At 68.1% G+C, this 18,447-nt stretch carries 17 protein-coding genes; 6 read left to right on the top strand and 11 right to left on the bottom strand.

The features are described 5' to 3' along the window. The first annotated feature begins 48 nt into the window (after positions 1-48). The gene (locus tag ACX9MO_RS10165) at positions 49-1,455 is read left to right on the top strand and encodes an FAD-binding oxidoreductase (protein WP_462211762.1); all 1,407 of its coding nucleotides are present in this window, start codon (positions 49-51) and stop codon (positions 1,453-1,455) included. 531 nt (positions 1,456-1,986) lie between these two features. Here ACX9MO_RS10165 and ACX9MO_RS10170 read toward each other — a convergent pair. Next, entirely contained in the window at positions 1,987-2,463 is a 477-nt protein-coding gene (locus ACX9MO_RS10170; RefSeq protein ID WP_462211763.1) for an ATP-binding protein, read from the bottom strand. Position 2,464: 1 nt separating this feature from the next. Then, positions 2,465-2,803 carry an STAS domain-containing protein gene (locus ACX9MO_RS10175; RefSeq protein WP_462211764.1) on the bottom strand — a complete coding sequence of 113 codons (339 nt, stop codon included), beginning with the start codon at positions 2,801-2,803 and terminating at the stop codon, positions 2,465-2,467. A 248-nt stretch (positions 2,804-3,051) separates the two neighbouring features. Here ACX9MO_RS10175 and ACX9MO_RS10180 point away from each other — a divergent pair, with 248 nt between their 5' ends. Beyond that, positions 3,052-3,735, top strand: a complete 684-nt coding sequence (locus ACX9MO_RS10180; protein WP_462211765.1) for an RluA family pseudouridine synthase — start codon at positions 3,052-3,054, stop codon at positions 3,733-3,735. Between the two features lie 62 nt (positions 3,736-3,797). Here the strand turns inward: ACX9MO_RS10180 and ACX9MO_RS10185 are convergent, their stop codons facing one another. Together ACX9MO_RS10185 and ACX9MO_RS10190 are read right to left on the bottom strand one after the other, a co-directional pair. Further along, positions 3,798-4,418, bottom strand: a complete 621-nt coding sequence (locus tag ACX9MO_RS10185) for a hypothetical protein (protein WP_462211766.1) — start codon at positions 4,416-4,418, stop codon at positions 3,798-3,800. A gap of 185 nt (positions 4,419-4,603) precedes the next feature. After that, positions 4,604-6,043 (bottom strand): aldehyde dehydrogenase family protein, encoded by a 1,440-nt coding sequence (locus tag ACX9MO_RS10190; protein WP_222495016.1) that lies wholly within the window; start codon positions 6,041-6,043, stop codon positions 4,604-4,606. A 283-nt stretch (positions 6,044-6,326) separates the two neighbouring features. Here ACX9MO_RS10190 and ACX9MO_RS10195 point away from each other — a divergent pair, with 283 nt between their 5' ends. The 3 genes from ACX9MO_RS10195 to ACX9MO_RS10205 are packed head-to-tail and all read left to right on the top strand — an operon-like array spanning position 6,327 to position 9,034. After that, positions 6,327-6,980, top strand: a complete 654-nt coding sequence (locus ACX9MO_RS10195) for a peroxiredoxin (RefSeq protein ID WP_222495014.1) — start codon at positions 6,327-6,329, stop codon at positions 6,978-6,980. Between the two features lie 6 nt (positions 6,981-6,986). After that, positions 6,987-7,865, top strand: a complete 879-nt coding sequence (locus ACX9MO_RS10200) for a glycosyl transferase (RefSeq protein WP_462211767.1) — start codon at positions 6,987-6,989, stop codon at positions 7,863-7,865. Continuing rightward, entirely contained in the window at positions 7,862-9,034 is a 1,173-nt protein-coding gene (locus ACX9MO_RS10205) for a capsular polysaccharide export protein, LipB/KpsS family (RefSeq protein WP_462211768.1), read from the top strand. The genes ACX9MO_RS10200 and ACX9MO_RS10205 overlap by 4 nt, the downstream gene beginning before the upstream one ends. Before the next feature lie 168 nt (positions 9,035-9,202). Here the strand turns inward: ACX9MO_RS10205 and ACX9MO_RS10210 are convergent, their stop codons facing one another. From ACX9MO_RS10210 to ACX9MO_RS10225, 4 genes are all read right to left on the bottom strand, one after another. After that, positions 9,203-10,405, bottom strand: coding sequence for an MFS transporter (locus tag ACX9MO_RS10210; RefSeq protein ID WP_462211769.1), 1,203 nt, complete (start codon positions 10,403-10,405; stop codon positions 9,203-9,205). 337 nt (positions 10,406-10,742) lie between these two features. Beyond that, complete coding sequence (locus tag ACX9MO_RS10215) at positions 10,743-11,342, bottom strand: hypothetical protein (protein ID WP_462211770.1); 600 nt, start codon at positions 11,340-11,342, stop codon at positions 10,743-10,745. Positions 11,343-11,439: 97 nt separating this feature from the next. Continuing rightward, positions 11,440-12,030, bottom strand: a complete 591-nt coding sequence (locus tag ACX9MO_RS10220; RefSeq protein ID WP_462211771.1) for a DsbA family protein — start codon at positions 12,028-12,030, stop codon at positions 11,440-11,442. Between the two features lie 258 nt (positions 12,031-12,288). After that, on the bottom strand, positions 12,289-13,932 hold the full coding sequence (locus ACX9MO_RS10225; RefSeq protein ID WP_462211772.1) for a long-chain fatty acid--CoA ligase: 1,644 nt from the start codon (positions 13,930-13,932) through the stop codon (positions 12,289-12,291). A gap of 199 nt (positions 13,933-14,131) precedes the next feature. Here ACX9MO_RS10225 and ACX9MO_RS10230 point away from each other — a divergent pair, with 199 nt between their 5' ends. Beyond that, positions 14,132-15,100: an NADPH:quinone oxidoreductase family protein gene (locus tag ACX9MO_RS10230; RefSeq protein WP_462211773.1), complete on the top strand. Its 969-nt coding sequence runs from the start codon at positions 14,132-14,134 to the stop codon at positions 15,098-15,100. A gap of 53 nt (positions 15,101-15,153) precedes the next feature. Here the strand turns inward: ACX9MO_RS10230 and ACX9MO_RS10235 are convergent, their stop codons facing one another. The 3 genes from ACX9MO_RS10235 to ACX9MO_RS10245 form a co-directional block, all read right to left on the bottom strand. Next, positions 15,154-15,975, bottom strand: a complete 822-nt coding sequence (locus tag ACX9MO_RS10235; protein WP_462211774.1) for an IclR family transcriptional regulator — start codon at positions 15,973-15,975, stop codon at positions 15,154-15,156. A 130-nt stretch (positions 15,976-16,105) separates the two neighbouring features. After that, positions 16,106-16,885 (bottom strand): SDR family NAD(P)-dependent oxidoreductase, encoded by a 780-nt coding sequence (locus ACX9MO_RS10240; protein WP_462211775.1) that lies wholly within the window; start codon positions 16,883-16,885, stop codon positions 16,106-16,108. Continuing rightward, a complete protein-coding gene (locus tag ACX9MO_RS10245) occupies positions 16,882-18,429 on the bottom strand; it encodes a class I adenylate-forming enzyme family protein (RefSeq protein WP_462211776.1) in 1,548 nt (515 codons plus the stop codon). The genes ACX9MO_RS10240 and ACX9MO_RS10245 overlap by 4 nt, the downstream gene beginning before the upstream one ends. Positions 18,430-18,447 lie beyond the last annotated feature (18 nt).

An 18,447-nucleotide genomic window follows, 5' to 3' on the forward strand; every position in this document is an offset into this window, starting at 1 on the left:
CGGTGTAGAGGGGCCAATAGTACGGCGCGTTTCAAGGAAGGACCCGTGATGATCGACCGCCTCGCAGCCATTGTCGGCCCCAACCATGTGCTCACCGGAGCAGCGGCAGAGCCTTGGGCAGAGGACTGGACCGGGGCGCAGCGGGCAGAGCCGCTGGCCGTGGTGCGGGCCGGCTCGACCGAGGAGGTCGCTGCCGTGGTGAAACTCGCGAACGAGACCGGCACGCCCGTGGTGCCGATCGCCGGGCGGACCGGGCTGGCCGGTGGCGGCCTGGGGGAGGGGGCGATCCTGCTCTCGGTCGAGCGGATGACCGCGATCCGCGCAATCCGGCCCGATGCCCGCATCGCCGTGGTCGAAGCCGGGGTGATCCTCGAGGACCTGCACGGGGCGGTCGAGGACCTGGGGCTGAGTTTTCCGCTCTTCTTCGGCGCCCGTGGTTCGGCCCGGATCGGCGGGGCGCTGGCCACCAACGCGGGCGGATCGAACGTGCTGCGCTATGGCAATACCCGCGACCTTGTGCTGGGGATCGAGGCGGTGCTGCCGACGGGCGAGGTGGTGGACCTGATGCACGAGTTGCACAAGAACAATTCCGGCTACGACCTGCGGCATCTGCTGATCGGCTCCGAGGGGACGCTGGGGGTGATCACCGCAGCGGTGGTGAAGCTCGTGCCGAAGCCCCGCGCCCATGTGACCGCCATGGTGGGCATGGCCGAGATCGCCGATACGCTGCCGATGCTGAACCGCCTGCGCGAGGCGACGGGCGGGGCGGTGGAGGCCTTCGAATTCATGCCCGACGACTATGTCACGGCCTATCTGGAGCGTTTCCCCGAGGTGCGCGCGCCCTTCGAGGACAGCTGGCCGGTGAACGTCCTCATCGAACTGGGCGCGGTGGCGGAGCGCGACGCGACCCCGGGGCCCGACGGCGAGATCCCGATGCGGGCCCTGCTGGAGGAGGTGCTGGCCGCCGAGATGGAGGCGGGCCACGTGGGCGACGCGGTGATCGCGGCGAACGAAAGCCAGCGCCGGGGCCTCTGGGCGATGCGCGAGGCCGCCGCCGAGATGGCGACGAGCTATGGCCCGGTGGTCGTGCTCGACGTGGCGGTGCCGCTGGACCGGGTGGAGGAGTTCCTAGCCCGCGCCGACGTGGCGCGCCGCGCGCTGGACCCGACCTCGCGCACCTCGATCGTGGCCCATCTGGGCGATGGCAACGTGCATTACAGCGTGATCGGGGGCGAGATGGACAAGAAGGAGCTGGATGCCGTGACGGAGGCGGTCGAGGAAATCGTGCTCGACCTCGGCGGCTCCTTCTCGGCAGAACATGGTATCGGGACGTTCAAGCTCTCCTCCATGGCGCGGCGCAAGGATGCGGCATCGCTCATGGCCATGCGGGCGATCAAGGCGGCGCTGGACCCGGCGAATATCCTGAACCCCGGAAAGTTGCTGCCCCCGGCCTGAGACGGCGGAGCGCGGCGTGAAAGTCCTTCGCCCGGGGTGTTCTGGAGACGCGCTGGTACGAGAACACCCCGCCTGCGGAATACGCGGACGGGGCGCTTGATGCTCCCTCCAGGGGGAGTAGTGCCTCGGCGCCGTGCACTGGGTGGGGGCTTTGAATACACCGCGCCGAGGGAAGCTATATGCAGCTACAGGATCATTTATGCTGTGGGTTTCTGACGGTATTGGGGGCCGAATGGGGCATTTATGTGTTCCGCGATGCGGGAGATCGCGAGGTGCACACGTATAGCGTTAGCCTGTCGGAAATTCAGTGACTAACGGGGCGCCTTTCCTTGCCGGCCGAGCGGGTGTGAGGCGGTATCGGGTGTGAGGACGACGCAGCGGAGCACCTGTATACCCCCTCGATTGAGGGGGCCTGCCATCGTGCGGGGCGCGAATCGTTCGCCGGGTTTGCAGGACGCGGCGGGGGCGCGGAGTGCGCGCCACGTCAGGACGATTCGGTCCGAGAGGGTGCGGCGGAGAGCTGCGTGCCAGTCAGTGCATCCGCAGCGGCAGGCCGACGGCGATGCGGAAGGTCAGGTGATTGGCCTCATCCGTCCGGTGATAGGCCGCGTCGCGGGCGAGGTCCCGGATCAGGAACCAACCGAAGCCGCCTTCCGGCAGGGTCTCCAGCGCGGCGGGGTTCACCCGGTCGGGGGCGATCGGCAGCAGGCCATCCGGCAGGGGGCGTCCCTCGTCGCGGATCTCCACATGCAGGCCGTCCGACAGGTGGCGGCAGGCCAGTTCCACCCATCCGCGGTGCTGCGAGCCATAGGCGTGTTCGATGACGTTGTTCAAAGCTTCGGCGAGGACCAGCTCGACGACGCCCTGCTCATCCGCCGTCAGGTCGAGATGCGCCAAGCCCTCCAGCGCGCTGGCAAGGGCGCGGCGGACGGCGAGGGGGCTGGCCGGAAAGGACAGGCGGATGTCCGGGGGCATCGGCGGGGCGGAGCTTGGGGACCTGTCCGACATGTCAGTGCGCATGATCCCTCAGCGCCTCCTCTCGCGTGGCATGGATGACAAAGACCGTGTCCATCCGGGTCAGGCGGAACACGCGCTCGACATTCGGGCGCAGCCCCGCAAGGTCGAGCTGTCGTTCGGGAGCGAGGTATTTCATGACCCCGACGATGGCCCCGAGGCCGGAACTGTCGATGAAATCCACCTGCGAGAGGTCTAGCAGGACGCGGGCAGACGCGCCCTCGGTCGCGATCCGCATCCCGTCCTTGAACTGAAGCGCGGCGGCGGCGTCGATCCGCGGGCTTTGCACGGTGACGACCATCCGGTCGCCGATCATGTCGCTGACGAAGTCCACATCACTCTCCTGCACGAGGGGCGGCTCCGGGCGAGGCTAGGGCGAAAACCTTACCAAGTGGTGACGGGGCATTCGCGGGAGGACGGGCCTGCGGAAGTGCCGGCCATCGGGCCTGACCATCGGATGCCGACGCGCGCCTGTCGCCTGTCACGCCGCGCGTCAGGGCCGGGGCCGCGGGCATGATGGACAGGGGCATGCTGGACAGGGGCCGATGGACAGGCGCTGGCCCGCGCGGTATCACCCGCGCCATGTCAGACAGCAGCCAGCCTTCCGCCACCGGGCCGATCCAGACGCCCTATGACCCGCCCGAGGGTCCCCTCTCGATCCTGCACGAGGATCACGAGATCCTCGTGGTGGACAAGCCGACCGGGCTGCTGTCCGTGCCGGGGCGCGGCGAGCATCTGGCCGATTGCCTTCTGAGCCGGGTGCAGGCGGTCTTTCCGACCGCGCTGCTGGTGCACCGGCTCGACCGCGACACCTCGGGCGTGATGATCTTCGGGCTGACGCCCCATGCGCAGCGCCACCTCGGGCTGCAGTTCGAAAAGCGCCAGACCAAGAAGACCTACGTCGCGCGCGTCTGCGGCAAGCTGGAGCCCAAGACCGGCCGGGTGGACCTGCCGCTGATCGTGGACTGGCCGAACCGGCCGTTGCAGATGGTGGATCACGAGAACGGCAAGCCGGCCCAGACCGACTGGCGCGTGTTGCGCCAGAGCGAGGAGGAGAGCCGCGTGCGGCTGACCCCGCTCACCGGGCGCAGCCACCAGCTGCGGGTGCACATGCTGGCGTTGGGCCATCCGATCCTCGGCGATCCCTTCTATGCGACGGGCGCCGCGCGGGATCATGAACGGCTGATGCTGCACTCGGAGGAGCTGCGCCTGAACCACCCCGACGGGGGCCGGGGCGTGACCTTCCGGGCCAAGGCGCCGTTCTGATCGGGGGCGTCCCGGCCTTCTGACTGGCTATCTGACAGGCTATCTGACGTGGCCGTGCGGGATCAGGCCTCGTTTGGACCGCTGATCTCGTCGTCGAAGGCGTGCGGGTCCTCGTCCGTCATGAGAAGCCCGGCAAACGCCATGCAGAACAGCATTGAGGTGGGCAGGGACATCCCGGCGAAGAAGGAAATCTCGTAGAGGAATTCCGCGTGCAGCACATGGCCGCCGAGCACGGCGAGCGCCGTGGAGAGGCCGACGAGCCCGACATAGTCCGCGACCTCGTGCAGACCCGCATCCGGGCTCTGCCGCAGGAGCAGGGCCACGGCGGTCAGCAGGAAGCAGGTAATGGTGCAGAGGGACACGCCATCGCCGGGGGCGAGGGCCAGCAGCGACGGGTCGATCCCCGCGGTGCCGAGCCACGCATAGGCGAGCAGGTTCACGGTGGCGAGCCCGCCAAGAATCTTGGCGCAGGTTTCTGTCAGGGGCAGACCGCGGCGGCGCAGGAGAAGCGCCGTCCCCAGAAGCAGGAAACCGATGGCGGTGCTGGGAACCATTGCGGCGAAATCGGCGTTGACACGGGTGAGCAGCGTGGAGCCGATGGGCCAACCCGCGAGCGACAGCCCGGCGATCACGACGACTGCCCAGGCCACGTGCCCGCTGTGCACAGCAAACCGACGTTTCATGAAGTCTTCCCTTACCAATGCGGTTCTCGAACTGCCGCGTTAGCCTTCTAACGGTCTTTGGCAAGATTTGGATCACACTTTTTGCGTGCGGCAGGCCATCAGGCCAAAAAAAGCGCGGGCGCCCATGGGACGCCCGCGCTGAGTGATCGCAGCTTCGGCAAATCAGCCGGGAAGCGAAGCCGTGCTTACTCGGCGGCCCAGCCGGAGATCGCCTTCACTTCCATGAAGTCCTCAAGCCCCCAGACGCCGGCCTCGCGGCCGTTGCCCGAGGCCTTCATGCCGCCGAAGGGCGCCCCAGCGCCGCGCGACTGGCCGTTCATCTCGACCATGCCGGAGCGCAGGGCCCGCGCCATGCGGTTGCGCAGCGCGCCATCTTCCGACTGCACGTAGTTGGTCAGGCCATAGATCGTGTCGTTCGCGATCTCGACGGCCTCTTCCTCGGTCTCGAAGGGGATGATCGTCAGCACGGGGCCGAAGATCTCTTCGCGGGCGATGGTCATCTGGTTGTTCACGTCGGCAAAGACCGTGGGCCGCACGAAGAAGCCGCGGTTCAGCCCCTCGGGACGGCCCGGGCCGCCGGCGACAAGCCGTGCGCCTTCGTCGATGCCCTTCTGGATAAGGCCCTGGATCTTCTCGTACTGCGTCGCGTTCACGACCGGGCCGATGTGGTTGCCCTCTTCCGAGGCGGGCGCGACCTTGATCGCGCCGGCCACTTCCGCGGCGGTTTCCACGGCCTTGTCGTAGACGCCCTTCTGCACCAGCATCCGCGACGGCGCGTTACAGGACTGGCCCGAGTTGTTCATCATGTGCAGCACGCCGCGCTTGACCGCCGCATCATCCGCGTCGGCGAAGATCACGTTGGCGCCCTTGCCGCCGAGTTCGAGGTGCACGCGCTTGAGCGTGTCGGCTGCGGCCTTGGAGATCGCGATGCCCGCGCGGGTCGAGCCGGTGAAGGACACCATGTCGACGTCGGGGTGGCTGGAGAGCACCGAACCCACGCCCACGCCGTCGCCGTTCACGAGGTTGAAGACACCCTTGGGGAAGCCTGCCGCATCCATCATCTCGGCGAAGAGCAGTGCGTCGAGGGGGCTTTCCTCGGAGGGTTTCAGCACCATGGTGCAGCCCGCGATGGCCGCCGCGATCACCTTCAGCGTGATCTGGTTCATCGGCCAGTTCCACGGCGTGATCAGGGCGCAGACGCCGATCGGCTCGTAGGCGATGCGGTCGTTGGGGGCATGGTCGCCCAGCGGACGGATGAACTTGAAGTTCTTGGCCGCGGTCAGGAAGTTCTTGGTGTGGCTATAGCCCGCGCCCCACTGGGACTTGCGGGCCAGGTCGATCGGGGCGCCCATCTCGATGGAAATCGCCTGCGCCATCTCTTCCTGGCGCTCCTTGTAGATCTCGAGGAACTTCTCGACCAGCGCGATGCGCTCTTCGGGCGGGGTGGCGGCCCAGGCCGGGAAGGCGGCCTTGGCGGCGGCCACGGCGTCATTGGCATCGGCTTCCGAGCCGATCGAAATGATGGCGCAGGGTTCCTCGGTCGAGGGGTTGATCACCTCGAGATCGCGCGGCTCGGCAGGGTCGACCCAGGCACCATTGATGTAGAACTGGCGTTTCTCGATCATAGTCGTCTCCTTCAAGGATTCTCCGCGGATGCAATGGGGGCATTCCGCCAGACGGGCGGCGGTTCCGCTGGAGTCGCCGGGCACTCTGTCACTCCGCCCCCGTTGGCGCAAGAGAGCAGCCCGGGCCACGGATGCCGCTTGTATGGGGCCAGCGGGCAGGCGCGCCCCGGACGCTCGCGGCACCGTGTGGCCATGCCGCGCGCAGGGGTGTCGCAGGGGGGTGTAAATGATCCCGGGCGGGGTCTATGTAGAAGTCAGCCACGCCAGACCACAGGAGGAATTCATGGCTCTGCGTATCAACGACACCGTCCCGAACTTCACCGCCGAAACCGATCAGGGCACCATCACCTTCCATGACTGGATCGGTGACAGCTGGGCGATCCTCTTCTCCCACCCGAAGGATTTCACCCCGGTCTGCACGACCGAGTTCGGCGCCGTGTCGCAACTGGCCGACGAATGGGCCAAGCGCGGCACCAAGGTGATCGGCCTGTCGGTCGACGGCGTGGATGAGCACAAGCAGTGGAAGGGCGACATCGAGAGCTTCGCCAAGGCGCCTGCCGGCTTCCCAATCATCGCGGACAAGGGACTGGAGGTCTCCAAGGCCTTCGACATGCTGCCCGCCGACGCCTACCTGCCCGATGGCCGCACCCCCGCGGACAGCGCTACGGTGCGCGCGGTCTTCATCATCTCGCCGGACAAGAAACTGCAGCTGTCGATGGTCTACCCGATGTCCGTGGGCCGCAACTTCGCCGAGGTGCTGCGCGCCCTCGACGGTCTGCAGCGCACCTACCAGCAGCCGCTGGCGACGCCCGCCAACTGGCAGACCGGCGAAGACGTGATCGTCGCCCTGTCGCTGGACGATGCCGCCGCCGAAGAGAAATTCGGCACGCTGGACAAGAAGCTGCCCTACCTGCGCTTCGCCAAGAATCCGGCCTGATCGCCCATGTCTGACCGTCCGCTGTCACGGCGGATCCTCCGCCCCGCCTTCCGTCTTCTGCGCGGAGGGCGGGGCGCGCATTTCGAGGAAACCTGGCCCGGGTTGCGACTCTCCCGCGTGGATGCGGGGGGCGAGATCCTCTGGCGCGGCCATGGGCTCAACCGCCTGCGGCCCCATGGCGAGGTGCTGCCGGGGCTCGACCGGGCCGTGATCCTCGGCTCCGGCCCGTCGCTGGCCGATCAGCGGATCGAGGCCTTCGACGCGCCCGCGCTGATGCTGAACGGCGCGCTCTGCCTGCTGCCGCGCCTGCCGCGGCCCGCCGCGCTGGTGGTGGAGGACGAACGTTTCGTCTGGCGCCACCTGTCGATGCTGCGCCGCGACCTGCCCGAGGACCTGCCCTGCTTCTTCTCACCCTCCGTGATCCGTGCCATCGCCAGCCGCGACCGGGGCCTTCTGCGCGACCGGCCCATCGGTCTGGTCGATGACCTGCGCAAGCCCTTCGACGCGCCGCGCCGGGCGCTGGAAGGCTCCGCCGAGGTGGTGACGACGCAGGGCGCCGCCTTCTCCCTGCGGCCCGACCGGGGTGTCGTCAAATGCGGCACCGTGGCCTTCTCGGCGCTGCAGATCGCCATGGGTCTGGGCGCGCAGGATATCTGCCTTGCGGGGATCGACCTGAAGAACGCCGACGCGCCCCGCTTCTACGAGGAGAAGGGGCAGGCGGCGTGGTCCGGCATCGTGAAGGGGCAGGCCCGCATCTTCGCCCATTTCGCCCTTGCTCGCGATGTGGCCTCGGGGCGGGGCATCCGCCTGACCTGTGCCTCGCCGGTTTCCGCGCTGCTCGATATCGGCTATCCCCCGGCCGAGCTGACCGAGGGGGCCGCATGACCGAGCGTTTCGTGAAACTGGATACGAAGCTGATCGCGGCCTTCGACGCGGTGCTGGCGCCCGAGGTGGTGACCCTCTCCACCGGGACCGCGGCCGCGTTGCAGAAGCTGCGCCGCAGGCGCGGGCTGTCTGGCGTGCTGGGGGCGGTGCTGCGCGCGCTGACCACCGGCCCCTCTGCCGCCCCGCTGGTCGAAGGCAACCTGACCCGCAAGGCGATGCGCCTGCCGTGGCTCTACGGGAACCCGGTGGTGAAGGGCGTCTATGGCGCGATCAAGCGGTTCGAGGCGGCCTTGCTGCGCGACGCACTGGAGGCCGAGCTGACGGGCCGCGACGATCTGGCGATCATCTACAACGGGTCGAACTACCCGGAGTCGGTGCTGAAAGACGTCTCGGGCCGGCTGGGGATGCGGCGGGTCTTCATCGAGAACGGCTTCTTCCCGCGCACCATGCAATTCGACCCCGTGGGACTGAACGGCGGCAATTCCATGCCGCGCGATCCGGGCTTCTACCTCGACACGGAGGCGGATTTCGCCGCCGAAGGCCTGCCGCAGGCGGTGAACAACCGCGCCGCCAAGAAGACCGGGATGGAAGAGGTGCCGCTGGAGCCCGGTTTCGTCTTCGTGCCGTTCCAGGTGCCCTCGGACATGCAGGTCACGCTGCACTCGCCGTGGATCCGCGACATGCAGCAGTTTCTCGACGCGATCCTCGCGGCGGCGGAGCGGAACCCGGACGAGGTCTTCGTGATCAAGGAACATCCGAGCTACAAGCGCTCGGTCAAGGGCACGCGGCCCGACCATCCGCGGGTGATCTTTGCCAATGGCAATGTCACCTCCGAGATGATCGGGCAGGCGCGGGCGGTGATCACGCTGAACTCCACCGTGGGGATCGAGGCGCTGCTGCTGGACAAGCCGGTGATCACGCTGGGCCGGGCCTGCTACAATATCGAGGGGCTGGTGCAGCATGCGCCGGACCCGGAGGCGCTGGACCGGGCGCTGGCGGAGACCCGCGACTGGCGGCCCGACCCGCGGCTTCGTCGGCAGGTGATCGGCTGGCTCTGGAACCGCTACCTCGTGCATGGACCGAAGAACGAACCGCCTGCCGACCTCGGCGCGCGCATCCTCGCCCGCGTGGGCGGACCGGAGGCGATCCGCGCCCTGCCGCCCCGGTAGCGCCGCAGGCGCGGCCAGACCAACCGGTCGCGCGTCAGGCGCGGTCTGACCACATTGAAAACGGCGCGGCCCCCTGCGGGGACCGCGCCGTTTGCGTCTTTCAGGGGGCCGTGACGTACGCGGCCGGATGGGCCCGGGATGGCGGGAACCGCGTCAGGTTGGGTCGCGTCAGGTCGGGCCGGTGCCGTTGCGCTTGGCGTCGAGCACGGTGATCGTGAAGAGCACGATCCCGATGGCCGTCAGCAGTGCGCCGGCATAGCCGGTGGCCGGCAGGCCCCAGCCCAGCGTCAGAGCCGCGGCGGCCACTGCCGGGCCGATGGCATTGGCGGTGTTGAAGGCCGAGTGGTTGAGCGCCGCGGCCAGTTCCTGCGCATCGCCCGCCACGTCCATCAGCCGGGCCTGGATCGCCGTGCCGGTGGAGGAGGTCATGCCGATGCAGAAGCCCACCAGCGCCATGGACCAGCCCGCACCGGTCGCCATCGGGTAGCACAGCAGCGCCAGCACGTTGGCGCCCATGATACCGTAGATCGACAGGGTCTGGTTTCGGTCCGCGGCCCAGCCGAGCAGGATCGTCCCCACGGTCATGCCGAGGCCGAAGATCATCAGCAGGCCCGGGACCACGGCCTCGGGCACGTGGGTCACCTCCATCGCGGTCAGCGTGAAGTAGGTGTAGACGGCGAAGAACCCGCCGAAGCCGATCGCTGCCGTGGCCAGCGTCAGCAGCACCTGCCGGTTCTTCAGCGCCGAGAGCTGGCTCAGGGCGTTGCCGCCCGCCGTGCCGGTGCCGCGCGGGGCGAAGATGTGGACCGCCGCCGCGGTGATCAGGGACAGGACGCCCACGAGGGCAAAGCCCCAGCGCCAGCCGATCGTCTGGCCGAGGAAGTTCGCCAGCGGCACACCCAGTGTCGTGGCCACGGTCAGGCCGACCATGAGCATCGCCACCGCCTGCGTGCGCTTCTTGGGCGAGACGACGGAGGCCGCCATCAGCGCGCCGACCCCGAAGTAGGCCCCGTGCGGCAGGCCCGAGAGGAAGCGGAAGACGAGCATCGTGCCGAAATTGTGCGCAAGGCCCGAGGCGGTATTGAAGACGGCGAAGGCCAGCATCAGCCAGACGAGGAACCGGCGGCGGGGCAGCCGGGCGCCGAGCACGGCCAGCAGCGGTGCGCCGATCACGACGCCGAGCGCATAGGCGCTGATCGCCTGGGCGGCCTGCGCCTCGCTCACCCCGAGTTCGGGGGCGAAATAGGGCAGCAGGGCCATGGAGGCGAATTCGGTCGTGCCGATGGCAAAGCCACCGAGCGCGAGCGAGAAAATGACGATAGCGGCCGAGGCCTCGGCCGCCGAAGCGGGGGCAATCGTAGGTGTAGACAAGGCGAGGCTTTCGTTTGAGGGCGGTCAGGGGGTCCTCTCCCTCCCTCTCAGATGCGACGAAGCGGCAGGTATCGCAAGTCCCCCGGGAGGGTTACCGGCGCAAGACCGGGGTACAGGACGATGTAATCCCTCACTGTGACAGGTTTCTGACGCCGGATCGGGAAAAACGGCGACTTTCCACCGATGGTCTGGCCCGAAGGCCCACCCGAAGGCCAGACCAAAGTCCAGCCCACGGTCGCCTCGAGGTCTGACCCTCGACCACCGCGGGGGCACGATGCGCGCGCCGGGCAGGCCGCCCTGATCGGGCGGCTTCCCGCGGGCTCGCGGCCGTGTCAGGTCAGTTCCCGGCCCGGCGCATCATCATCTCGTGCACCGCCTGCATCCCGCGCGCGGCCATGTCCGAGACCTCGGCGGCATGGAGATGAAGCGCCTCGACCAGTTCGGGATCGGTCGAGGTCTGGGTCACCACGATGCCCTCCTCCGTCACGTCGATCCCGGTCTCGATCCGGTCGGCGCGGCCGAAGAAGATGTCGAGCGTGGGGCTCTGGATGAAGATCTCCGGATCGTCCTGCGCCTCGACCCGGCCGATCATCCCTGTGACATGGCTGATCAGCACCTCCATCACCTCCGGGTCGGAGGAGCGGGTGACGGTGCGGATGCCATCGGGCAGGTTCGTCACCTCGCGGGTGAAGGTGGGAAAGTTGCGGAACATCACGGCGAGCTCCGCGCTCTCCTCCGGGGTGGCGTTACGGCCCTGAAGGCCGGGCATCGTCACCTCGTCATGGCCGGTGCCATCGGCGCCGTGGCCATGCATCCCGGCCCCGGGTCCATGACCCATCATCTGGGCCTGCGCGGCGGGGGCGGCGCAGAGCAGGGCAAGCGCAAGCGCGAGGCGTGCAGCGGGATGGCGGACAGGACGGCGCAGGGGCGATGGCATCGGGCTCTCCCAAGATATGCGAGAACCACGATACATGCGGTTGATGCTACCCCGAAAGCGATTCCCCGTGATCCGGGCCCGTATGAGACGATGGGTCTCAGTCCCGCGTTGCCCAGGCGATGGCATCCTCCAGCCGGTCATCGCCCCAGAAGACCTCCTCCCCCACGGCGAAGAAGGGTGAGCCGAAGATCCCGAGGCGCATGGCGGTGTCGGTCTCGGCGGCGAGCCTTGCCACGATCCGGTCGCCTGCGGCCTCGGTCCTCACGCGGTCGGGGTCCTGCCCGATCTCGGCAAGGCTTTCGGAGAGGTTCGGAGCCTCCCCGGGGCGCTGTCCGGCCTCGAACCAGCGGCGATAGGTGGCGCGGGTATAGGCCTCGACCCAGCCCTCCTCGACCCCCAGCACGGCGACCTGGTTGGCAAAGACCAGCTCCGGGAGGGGATAGGGTGCGGGCAGGGCAGGAGAGAGGCCATAGCCCTCGGCCCGGCGCGCGATGTCGCGCCACATGTAGGCGGTCTTCACCGGCTTGTCCTTGAAGGGGATGTTGTTCTGCTGGACCATCACGTGGCGCACGTTGAACGGCCGCCAGCGGACGCGCAGGCCCGCTGCCTCGGCCACCGCGGGCAGGCGCATCACGGTCAGGTAGCTGTAGGTGCTGCCGATGGAATACCAGAAATCAAATGTCGTCATGGTGACCTGCTCCCGCTGCCGCCCCGGCTGGGGTCGGGGCCAGTCTAGCACAGGCAGCGCCATCACAGGCAGGCCGCAGGACAGGCCGGCCGGCGCATCGACCGGCCCGATTGAGGAGAGCCCGAAGCACAGATGAGGCCAACGCGGAGACAGGCCCTGGTGCAGAGAGGCAAAAGCGGAGACCGGCCAGAGGGGAGACAGGCAAAAGTATTGGGGGGGCGACAATCGGGGGCCACCGCGTGGCGGCCCCCGGGGGACCTACTCCGCCGGCACCCGCAGGTCGGGATGCTCGTACTCCGCCAGTTGCTTGCGCAGGGTCAGCTTGCTGACCTTGCCGGTCGCCGTCAGCGGCAGGGCCTCGACCCAGACCAGATCGTCGGGCAGCTGCCACTTGGCGAAATGCTCCGACAGGTGGTCGTGCATCTCTTCCAGCGTCGGGCGGTCCTCTCCGGCCGGGACGGCGACGAGGATCGGGCGTTCGTCCCACTTGGGATGGGCGACGCCGATGGCCGCGCAGCTGGCGATGGCGGGATGGGACATGGCGGCATTCTCCAGGTCGATGGAGCTGATCCACTCGCCCCCCGACTTGATCAGGTCCTTCGCCCGGTCCTGGATCACGAGGAAGCCCTTCGGGTCGATCGAGGCGACATCCCCGGTACCGAACCAGCCCTCGCCGTCCATCGCGGCCTCGGTCGCCTCCTCGTTGCGGAAGTAGCCCGAGACGACGGTATTGCCGCGCACGTAGAGCTCCCCCACGGCCTTGCCGTCGTGGGGCTGCCGCTGGCCATCCTCGTCCACGATCTTGAAGTCGACGCCGTAGCAGCGCCGCCCCTGCTTGGCCTTGGCGGCCATCTGCTCCTCGAAAGGCGCGTCGGCAAGGTAGGCGGGCAGGGCCCCGTGGCTGCCCACGGGGCTCATCTCGGTCATGCCCCAGGCGTGGCCCACGGTGGCGCCCCGGCTCTCGAAGGCCTCGATCATCGAGCGCGGCGCGGCAGAACCTCCGACGACGACATCCGCGAATTCCCGCGGCATCCGCCCCTGCGCCTTGATCTCGGCCAGAAGGCCCTGCCAGACGGTGGGCACGCCCCAGGCGGAATAGACGCCCTCGTCATCCATCAGCTTGAACAGGCTGGGCCCGTCGAGCGCATGCCCCGGCATCACCAGTGACAGCCCGCAGAGCACGGCGGAATAGGGCAGGCCCCAGGCGTTCACGTGGAAGAGCGGCACCACCGGCAGCACCTTGCGGCCCTCCTGGAAGGAATGGCTCTGCATCAGGCCGACCATCATCGCGTGCAGCACGGTGGAGCGGTGGGTGTAGAGCGCGCCCTTGGGATTGCCCGTGGTGCCCGAGGTGTAGCAGAGCCCGGCGGCGGTATCCTCGGGGAACTCGGGCCAGTCGATCCGGGTCGGCTGACCTTCGATGAACTCCTCGTAGCAAAGCGCCTCGAACGGCGTATCGGGCATGTGGTCCCGGTCCGTCATGATGACGAAGCGCAGGTCCTGCGGCAGCTGGTCCCGCACGGCGGCGATCACCGGCACGAAGGTCGTGTCGAGGAACAGCAGACGGTCCTCCGCGTGGGACACGATATAGATCAGCTGCTCGGCCGAGAGCCGGGGATTGATCGTGTGGCAGACCGACCCGATGCCCGAGATCCCGTAGTAGAGTTCGAGGTGGCGATAGCCGTTCCATGCAAGCGTCGCGACCCGGTCGCCGGGTTCGATCCCCTCGGCGCGCAGGGCGTGGGCCAACTGGGCCGCCCGGTCGCGCAACTCGGGGAAGGTCTCGCGGTGGATGTCGCCCTCGGTCCGGACCGAGACGACCTCGGCCGTCGGATAGGCCTCGGCCCCGTATTCGAGAATCTCCGAAATCAGCAGCGGACGCTGCATCATCATGCCTTTCATGAGGCACCTCCTCCCTATTCCTCCAAGCAGGAAGGTAGCGCCCCCGCGCAGCTTGCGAAACCAAATTCCGCAATTTGTGATGATGCGGTTCCGCGATGCGGAACGCTGTTTGAATTTCGTCGGAAATCGCCTGTTTCCAATGGTATCCCGCTGCCGCTGGCCCTAATCTTGGGCCCGGAGGAACGAGAGGAGGACCACCATGAAAGCCATCGTCTGCCACGGGTTCGGCCCGCTGGACACGCTCGCCTACGAAGAGGTCGCGGTGCCTGTGCCCGGCGCGGGCGAGGTGCTGGTGCGCACCGAAGCGGCCGGGGTGAATTTCCCCGACGGTCTGCTGGTGCAAGGGCTCTACCAGATGAAGCCCGAGGCGCCCTTTACCCCCGGTATGGAAGTGGCCGGCGTGGTCGAGGCCGTGGGCGCGGGCGTCACGGAGCTGAAGCCCGGCGATCGCGTGGCGGGTGTCACCTCTCTGGGCGGCTATGCCGAGCAGGTGCTCTGCCCGGCCGAGCAGGCCTTCACCCTGCCCGAGGGCATCGACGCGGCCGAGGCGACGGCGCTGCTGGTCGCCTTCGGCACCTCGCATCACGCGCTGAAACAGCGTGCGAACCTGCAACCGGGCGAGGTTCTAGTGGTCTTCGGGGCCTCCGGCTCCACGGGGGTGGCGGCGGTGCAGATCGGCAAGATCATGGGTGCCACGGTCATCGGCGTCTGCTCCTCCGAGGAGAAGCGCAGGATCGCGGCCGAGGCCGGGGCGGATCACGTCATCGGCTATGACAACCTCAAGGACGACGTGAAGCGCCTGACCGGCGGACGCGGCGCGGACGTGGTCTATGACGTCGTGGGCGGCGAGCCCTTCAAGGCCGCCACCCGCTTCATGGCGCGCGAAGGCCGTCTGCTGGTGATCGGTTTCGCCAGCGGCGAGATCCCGCAGTTCCCGGTGAACCTCGCGCTCGTGAAGGAATATGCCGTCGTCGGCGTCTTCTGGGGCAACTGGCGGCGCAACGATCCGGCCGCCTACCGCGCCAACATGGAAGAGCTCATGGGCTGGTGGGCCGAAGGCAAGGTGACGCCGCTGGTCGAGGGCCGCTATCCGCTGGCCGAGGCCGCGCAGGTGCTGGAGCGGGTGCTGGCGCGCGGCGCCGTGGGCAAGCTGGCGCTGGTACCCTGAGGTGACACGCACGCGGTCCCGATACCTTCGGGGCCGCGCCTGTCAGTCGGTGATCACTCGGCGCGGCTGACCTTGCGGGCGAGCTCGACCAGCTTGGGGCCAAGCTCGTTTTCCAGCCGCTCCTTGGGCAGCGAATAGGCATAGCCGCCGAGGTTGAAGGCCAGCATCGGCGTATCGGGCTGCTGCGAGCGGAACGGGACCGACACGGCGTTCACGTCCTTCTGCCAGGCTCCGACGCTGGTGTAGAACCCCTTGGTGCGGATCTGCTCGGCGGCATCCTCGATCCCTTCGAGGATCTCCTGCGCCTGATCCGGGGCATAGCGGTCCTTCACCCGGTCGAGGATCTCCGCCCGCTCGGCCTCGGAGGTGCCGGCGATATAGGCCCGCCCCATGGCGGAGCGCGCCAGCGAGATACGCGAGCCCACCGAGAGTTGCAGCGAGATCACCCCGGTGGACCGGGCGCAGGCGATGTAGGTGATCGTCATGTCGTCGCGCCCGCCGAGCGCCAGCAGGATGCCGTCGCCGCACTCGTTGGCGAGTTGCTGCATGTAGACCTGCGCCGTTTCGCGGACGTGCAGCCCCGCAAGGCAGGCATAGCCCAGCGACAGCACCGGCACACCCATGCGGTAGCGGCCCGTCGCCTCGTCATAGACGAGGTAGCCCGACTTCAGCAGCGTGAAAGTCAGCCGCGAGACGGTGGAATTCGGCAGGCCGGTGCGGTCCGCCAGCTCCGAGTTGCCAAGCCCGGCCTTGTCCGTGGGGCGGAAGGCCCGCAGGATCTGGAGGCCCCGGTTCAGGGCGGTGACGAACTGGCGGTCGTTCTCGTACCCGGTTTCTTCGGGCGTTGCCGCAGTTTCTGTGACCCGTTTGCGCAAGATGTGTTCCCGTCTTCTACCCATGTCCCGCAATGCGGAAATTGAAACCTGTGCTAGCGCCCCGTCTTCCCCGCGGTCAAGCCTGCCCGCGCTGCATTTCGTGTCAGGGCAGGCAGGCGGCGGGCTCTGCTCATACCTTCATCCCCGGCAGGTTCAGCGAGGCGGTATTCCCGCCATCCACCGGCAGGGCCTGCCCGGTGATGTAGGAGGCATCGTCCGAGGCGAGGAAGGCGATGGCGGCGGCGATCTCCTCGGGGCGGCCATAGCGGCGCAGTTCGCAGCGCGAGCCGAGCTTCGCCTCCTTGCCGGCGTCGCGGGCGTAGTCGAAGACCGGCTTGGTCATCCCCGTCTCGATCAGCCCGGGACAGACCGCGTTCACCCGGATGCGGTGCTGGCCGAGGTCGCAGGCCGCCGTCTGGGTCAGGTTGATCACCCCCGCCTTGGAGGCGGAGTAGATGTTGCCACCCGCGCCGGAGCGGATGCCTGCCACCGAGGCGGTGTTGACGAAGGCCCCGCCCTCGCCCTGTTCGATCATCGCGCGGCCCGCGTATTTCAGGAACAGCGAGGGGCCGACGAGGTTCACGCCGATGACCCTCTGCCACTGGGTCATGTCCACCTCGGTGATCGGCGCGTGGGAGCAGATGATGCCCGCATTGTTACACACCACGTCGATGCGGCCCATGCGGCTGCGAATGGTTTCGACCGCCGCGGCGACCGAGGCCTCGTCCGAGACATCGCAGGGCAGGGCGAGGTGATCGCCCTGAGGCATCGCGGCCTCCAGCGACTCGGCCGAGAGGTCGATCAGGACCACGCGCGCCCCTTCCGAGGCCAGCCTCGCGGCAGTGGCACGGCCGATCCCGCTGGCCGCGCCGGTGACGATCGCCACCTTGCCGTCGAACCGTCCGGTCATGCCGGGGTCTTCTCCCAGTAGGGCGCGCGCAACTCGCGCTTCAGAACCTTGCCGATCTCGCTGCGGGGCAGGTCGTCGCGCAGTTCGATGGCCGAGAGGCGCTGGATCTTGCCCAGCCTCTCGTTGGCCCATTGGCGCAGTGCCTCCGGGTCCGGTGCACTGCCGTCGCGCGGCACCACGAAGCCGAGCGGCGTCTCGCCCCAGTCGCGGCTGGGGATCGCGATCACCGCCACGTCGGCGACATCGGGGTGGCCGCGCAGCACGGCCTCCAGATCGGCGGCAAAGATGTTGAATCCGCCCGAAATGATCATGTCCTTGCGCCGGTCGAGCAGGTGGACGAAGCCGTCCTCGTCGATGCGGCCCATGTCGCCGGTGCGGATGTAGTGATCGCCCGCCTCGTCGACCCAGAGCAGTTCGCGCGTCTTTTCCTCGTCGCCGTAGTAGCCCGGCATCATGGTGATGGAGCGGCCGACGATCTCGCCGTAGGAGCCGGGGGGCAGCTGCTTGCCTGCCTCGTCGATGACGTGGAGCGTGCAGCCCGGGTTCGCCTTGCCGACGGTATCCCATTTCTCGGGGAAGGCGCCGCAATCGAGCGAGGTGGTCGGACCGCCTTCGGTCATGCCGTAGTATTCCACGAGGTTCCCGGGCCAGCGGTCCATGATCTGCTGGATCAGGCTGCCGGGCAGCGGGGCCGAGGTGCTGGTCTTGCAGCGGTAGCTGCTCAGGTCGTAGCTGTCGAACTCGGGGTGATCCATCAGCCGCATGTACTGCACCGGCACCAGCATCGAATGGGTCACCCGGTGGGTCTGCGACAGCTCGAGGAACTTCGTCGCGTCGAACTTGCCCATCACCACCAGCGTGGCGCCCTTCACCTGCGCATTCAGGGTCGAGACCAGCGTGGTGTTTGAATAGAGCGGCGTCGACATCAGCACCACGCTGTCGCCGTCCATGCCATGCTCCGTCATCCGGTTCAGCTGACGGGTGCGGAACCGGTGGTCATGGGCGATGCCCTTGGGCGCACCGGTGGTGCCCGAGGAGTAGATCATGTCGAAGAGATCATCGGGGCCCACTTGCGCCGGCTCGGCAGGGGCGGCGTCCCCGATGAAGGCGTCGAGCTCCGACAGGCGCACCATCATCGGCGCGCGCAGGGCCGCGGCTGTCGCGGCATAGGTGTCGGAGGCGAAGAGCAGCCGGGGGCGGCAATTTTCCAGCATCTTCTGGAGCGCGGCCTCGCTGGCGCTGAAGGGCAGTGGCACCATGCAGGCCCCGGACCAGAGCACGGCGGTATAGAGCGCCACGTGGGGGGCGGAGTTTTCCGACAGGCTCGCCACCATGTCGCCGCGGCCGATCCCCCGGGCTGCCAGGGCCCCGGCCAGACGGGCCACGAGGTCCGTGAACTCGGCCCAGGTCCAGTGCCTGTCTCCGTCGATCAGCGCGATGTGGTCCGGGCGGGTGCGGCCGTGGGCCGCCACCAACTCCCCGAAACATGCAAGTTCCTCGCCCTCGATCCGGGGCGCGTTCAGGCGAAATGCCGCTGCGGTCATCAAAGCCCTCCTCCAAGC

The organism is Pseudooceanicola profundus, from assembly GCF_054919315.1.

Bases quoted from the DNA above. Each gene is read 5' to 3' on its own strand.
- ACX9MO_RS10205 (WP_462211768.1), top strand. From the start codon at position 7,862: ATGACCGAGCGTTTCGTGAAACTGGATACGAAGCTGATCGCGGCCTTC.
- ACX9MO_RS10225 (WP_462211772.1), bottom strand. From the start codon at position 13,932: ATGAAAGGCATGATGATGCAGCGTCCGCTGCTGATTTCGGAGATTCTC.
- ACX9MO_RS10170 (WP_462211763.1), bottom strand. From the start codon at position 2,463: ATGTCGGACAGGTCCCCAAGCTCCGCCCCGCCGATGCCCCCGGACATC.
- ACX9MO_RS10185 (WP_462211766.1), bottom strand. From the start codon at position 4,418: ATGAAACGTCGGTTTGCTGTGCACAGCGGGCACGTGGCCTGGGCAGTC.
- ACX9MO_RS10245 (WP_462211776.1), bottom strand. From the start codon at position 18,429: ATGACCGCAGCGGCATTTCGCCTGAACGCGCCCCGGATCGAGGGCGAG.
- ACX9MO_RS10190 (WP_222495016.1), bottom strand. From the start codon at position 6,043: ATGATCGAGAAACGCCAGTTCTACATCAATGGTGCCTGGGTCGACCCT.
- ACX9MO_RS10200 (WP_462211767.1), top strand. From the start codon at position 6,987: ATGTCTGACCGTCCGCTGTCACGGCGGATCCTCCGCCCCGCCTTCCGT.
- ACX9MO_RS10180 (WP_462211765.1), top strand. From the start codon at position 3,052: ATGTCAGACAGCAGCCAGCCTTCCGCCACCGGGCCGATCCAGACGCCC.
- ACX9MO_RS10195 (WP_222495014.1), top strand. From the start codon at position 6,327: ATGGCTCTGCGTATCAACGACACCGTCCCGAACTTCACCGCCGAAACC.
- ACX9MO_RS10230 (WP_462211773.1), top strand. From the start codon at position 14,132: ATGAAAGCCATCGTCTGCCACGGGTTCGGCCCGCTGGACACGCTCGCC.
- ACX9MO_RS10240 (WP_462211775.1), bottom strand. From the start codon at position 16,885: ATGACCGGACGGTTCGACGGCAAGGTGGCGATCGTCACCGGCGCGGCC.
- ACX9MO_RS10220 (WP_462211771.1), bottom strand. From the start codon at position 12,030: ATGACGACATTTGATTTCTGGTATTCCATCGGCAGCACCTACAGCTAC.
- ACX9MO_RS10165 (WP_462211762.1), top strand. From the start codon at position 49: ATGATCGACCGCCTCGCAGCCATTGTCGGCCCCAACCATGTGCTCACC.
- ACX9MO_RS10215 (WP_462211770.1), bottom strand. From the start codon at position 11,342: ATGCCATCGCCCCTGCGCCGTCCTGTCCGCCATCCCGCTGCACGCCTC.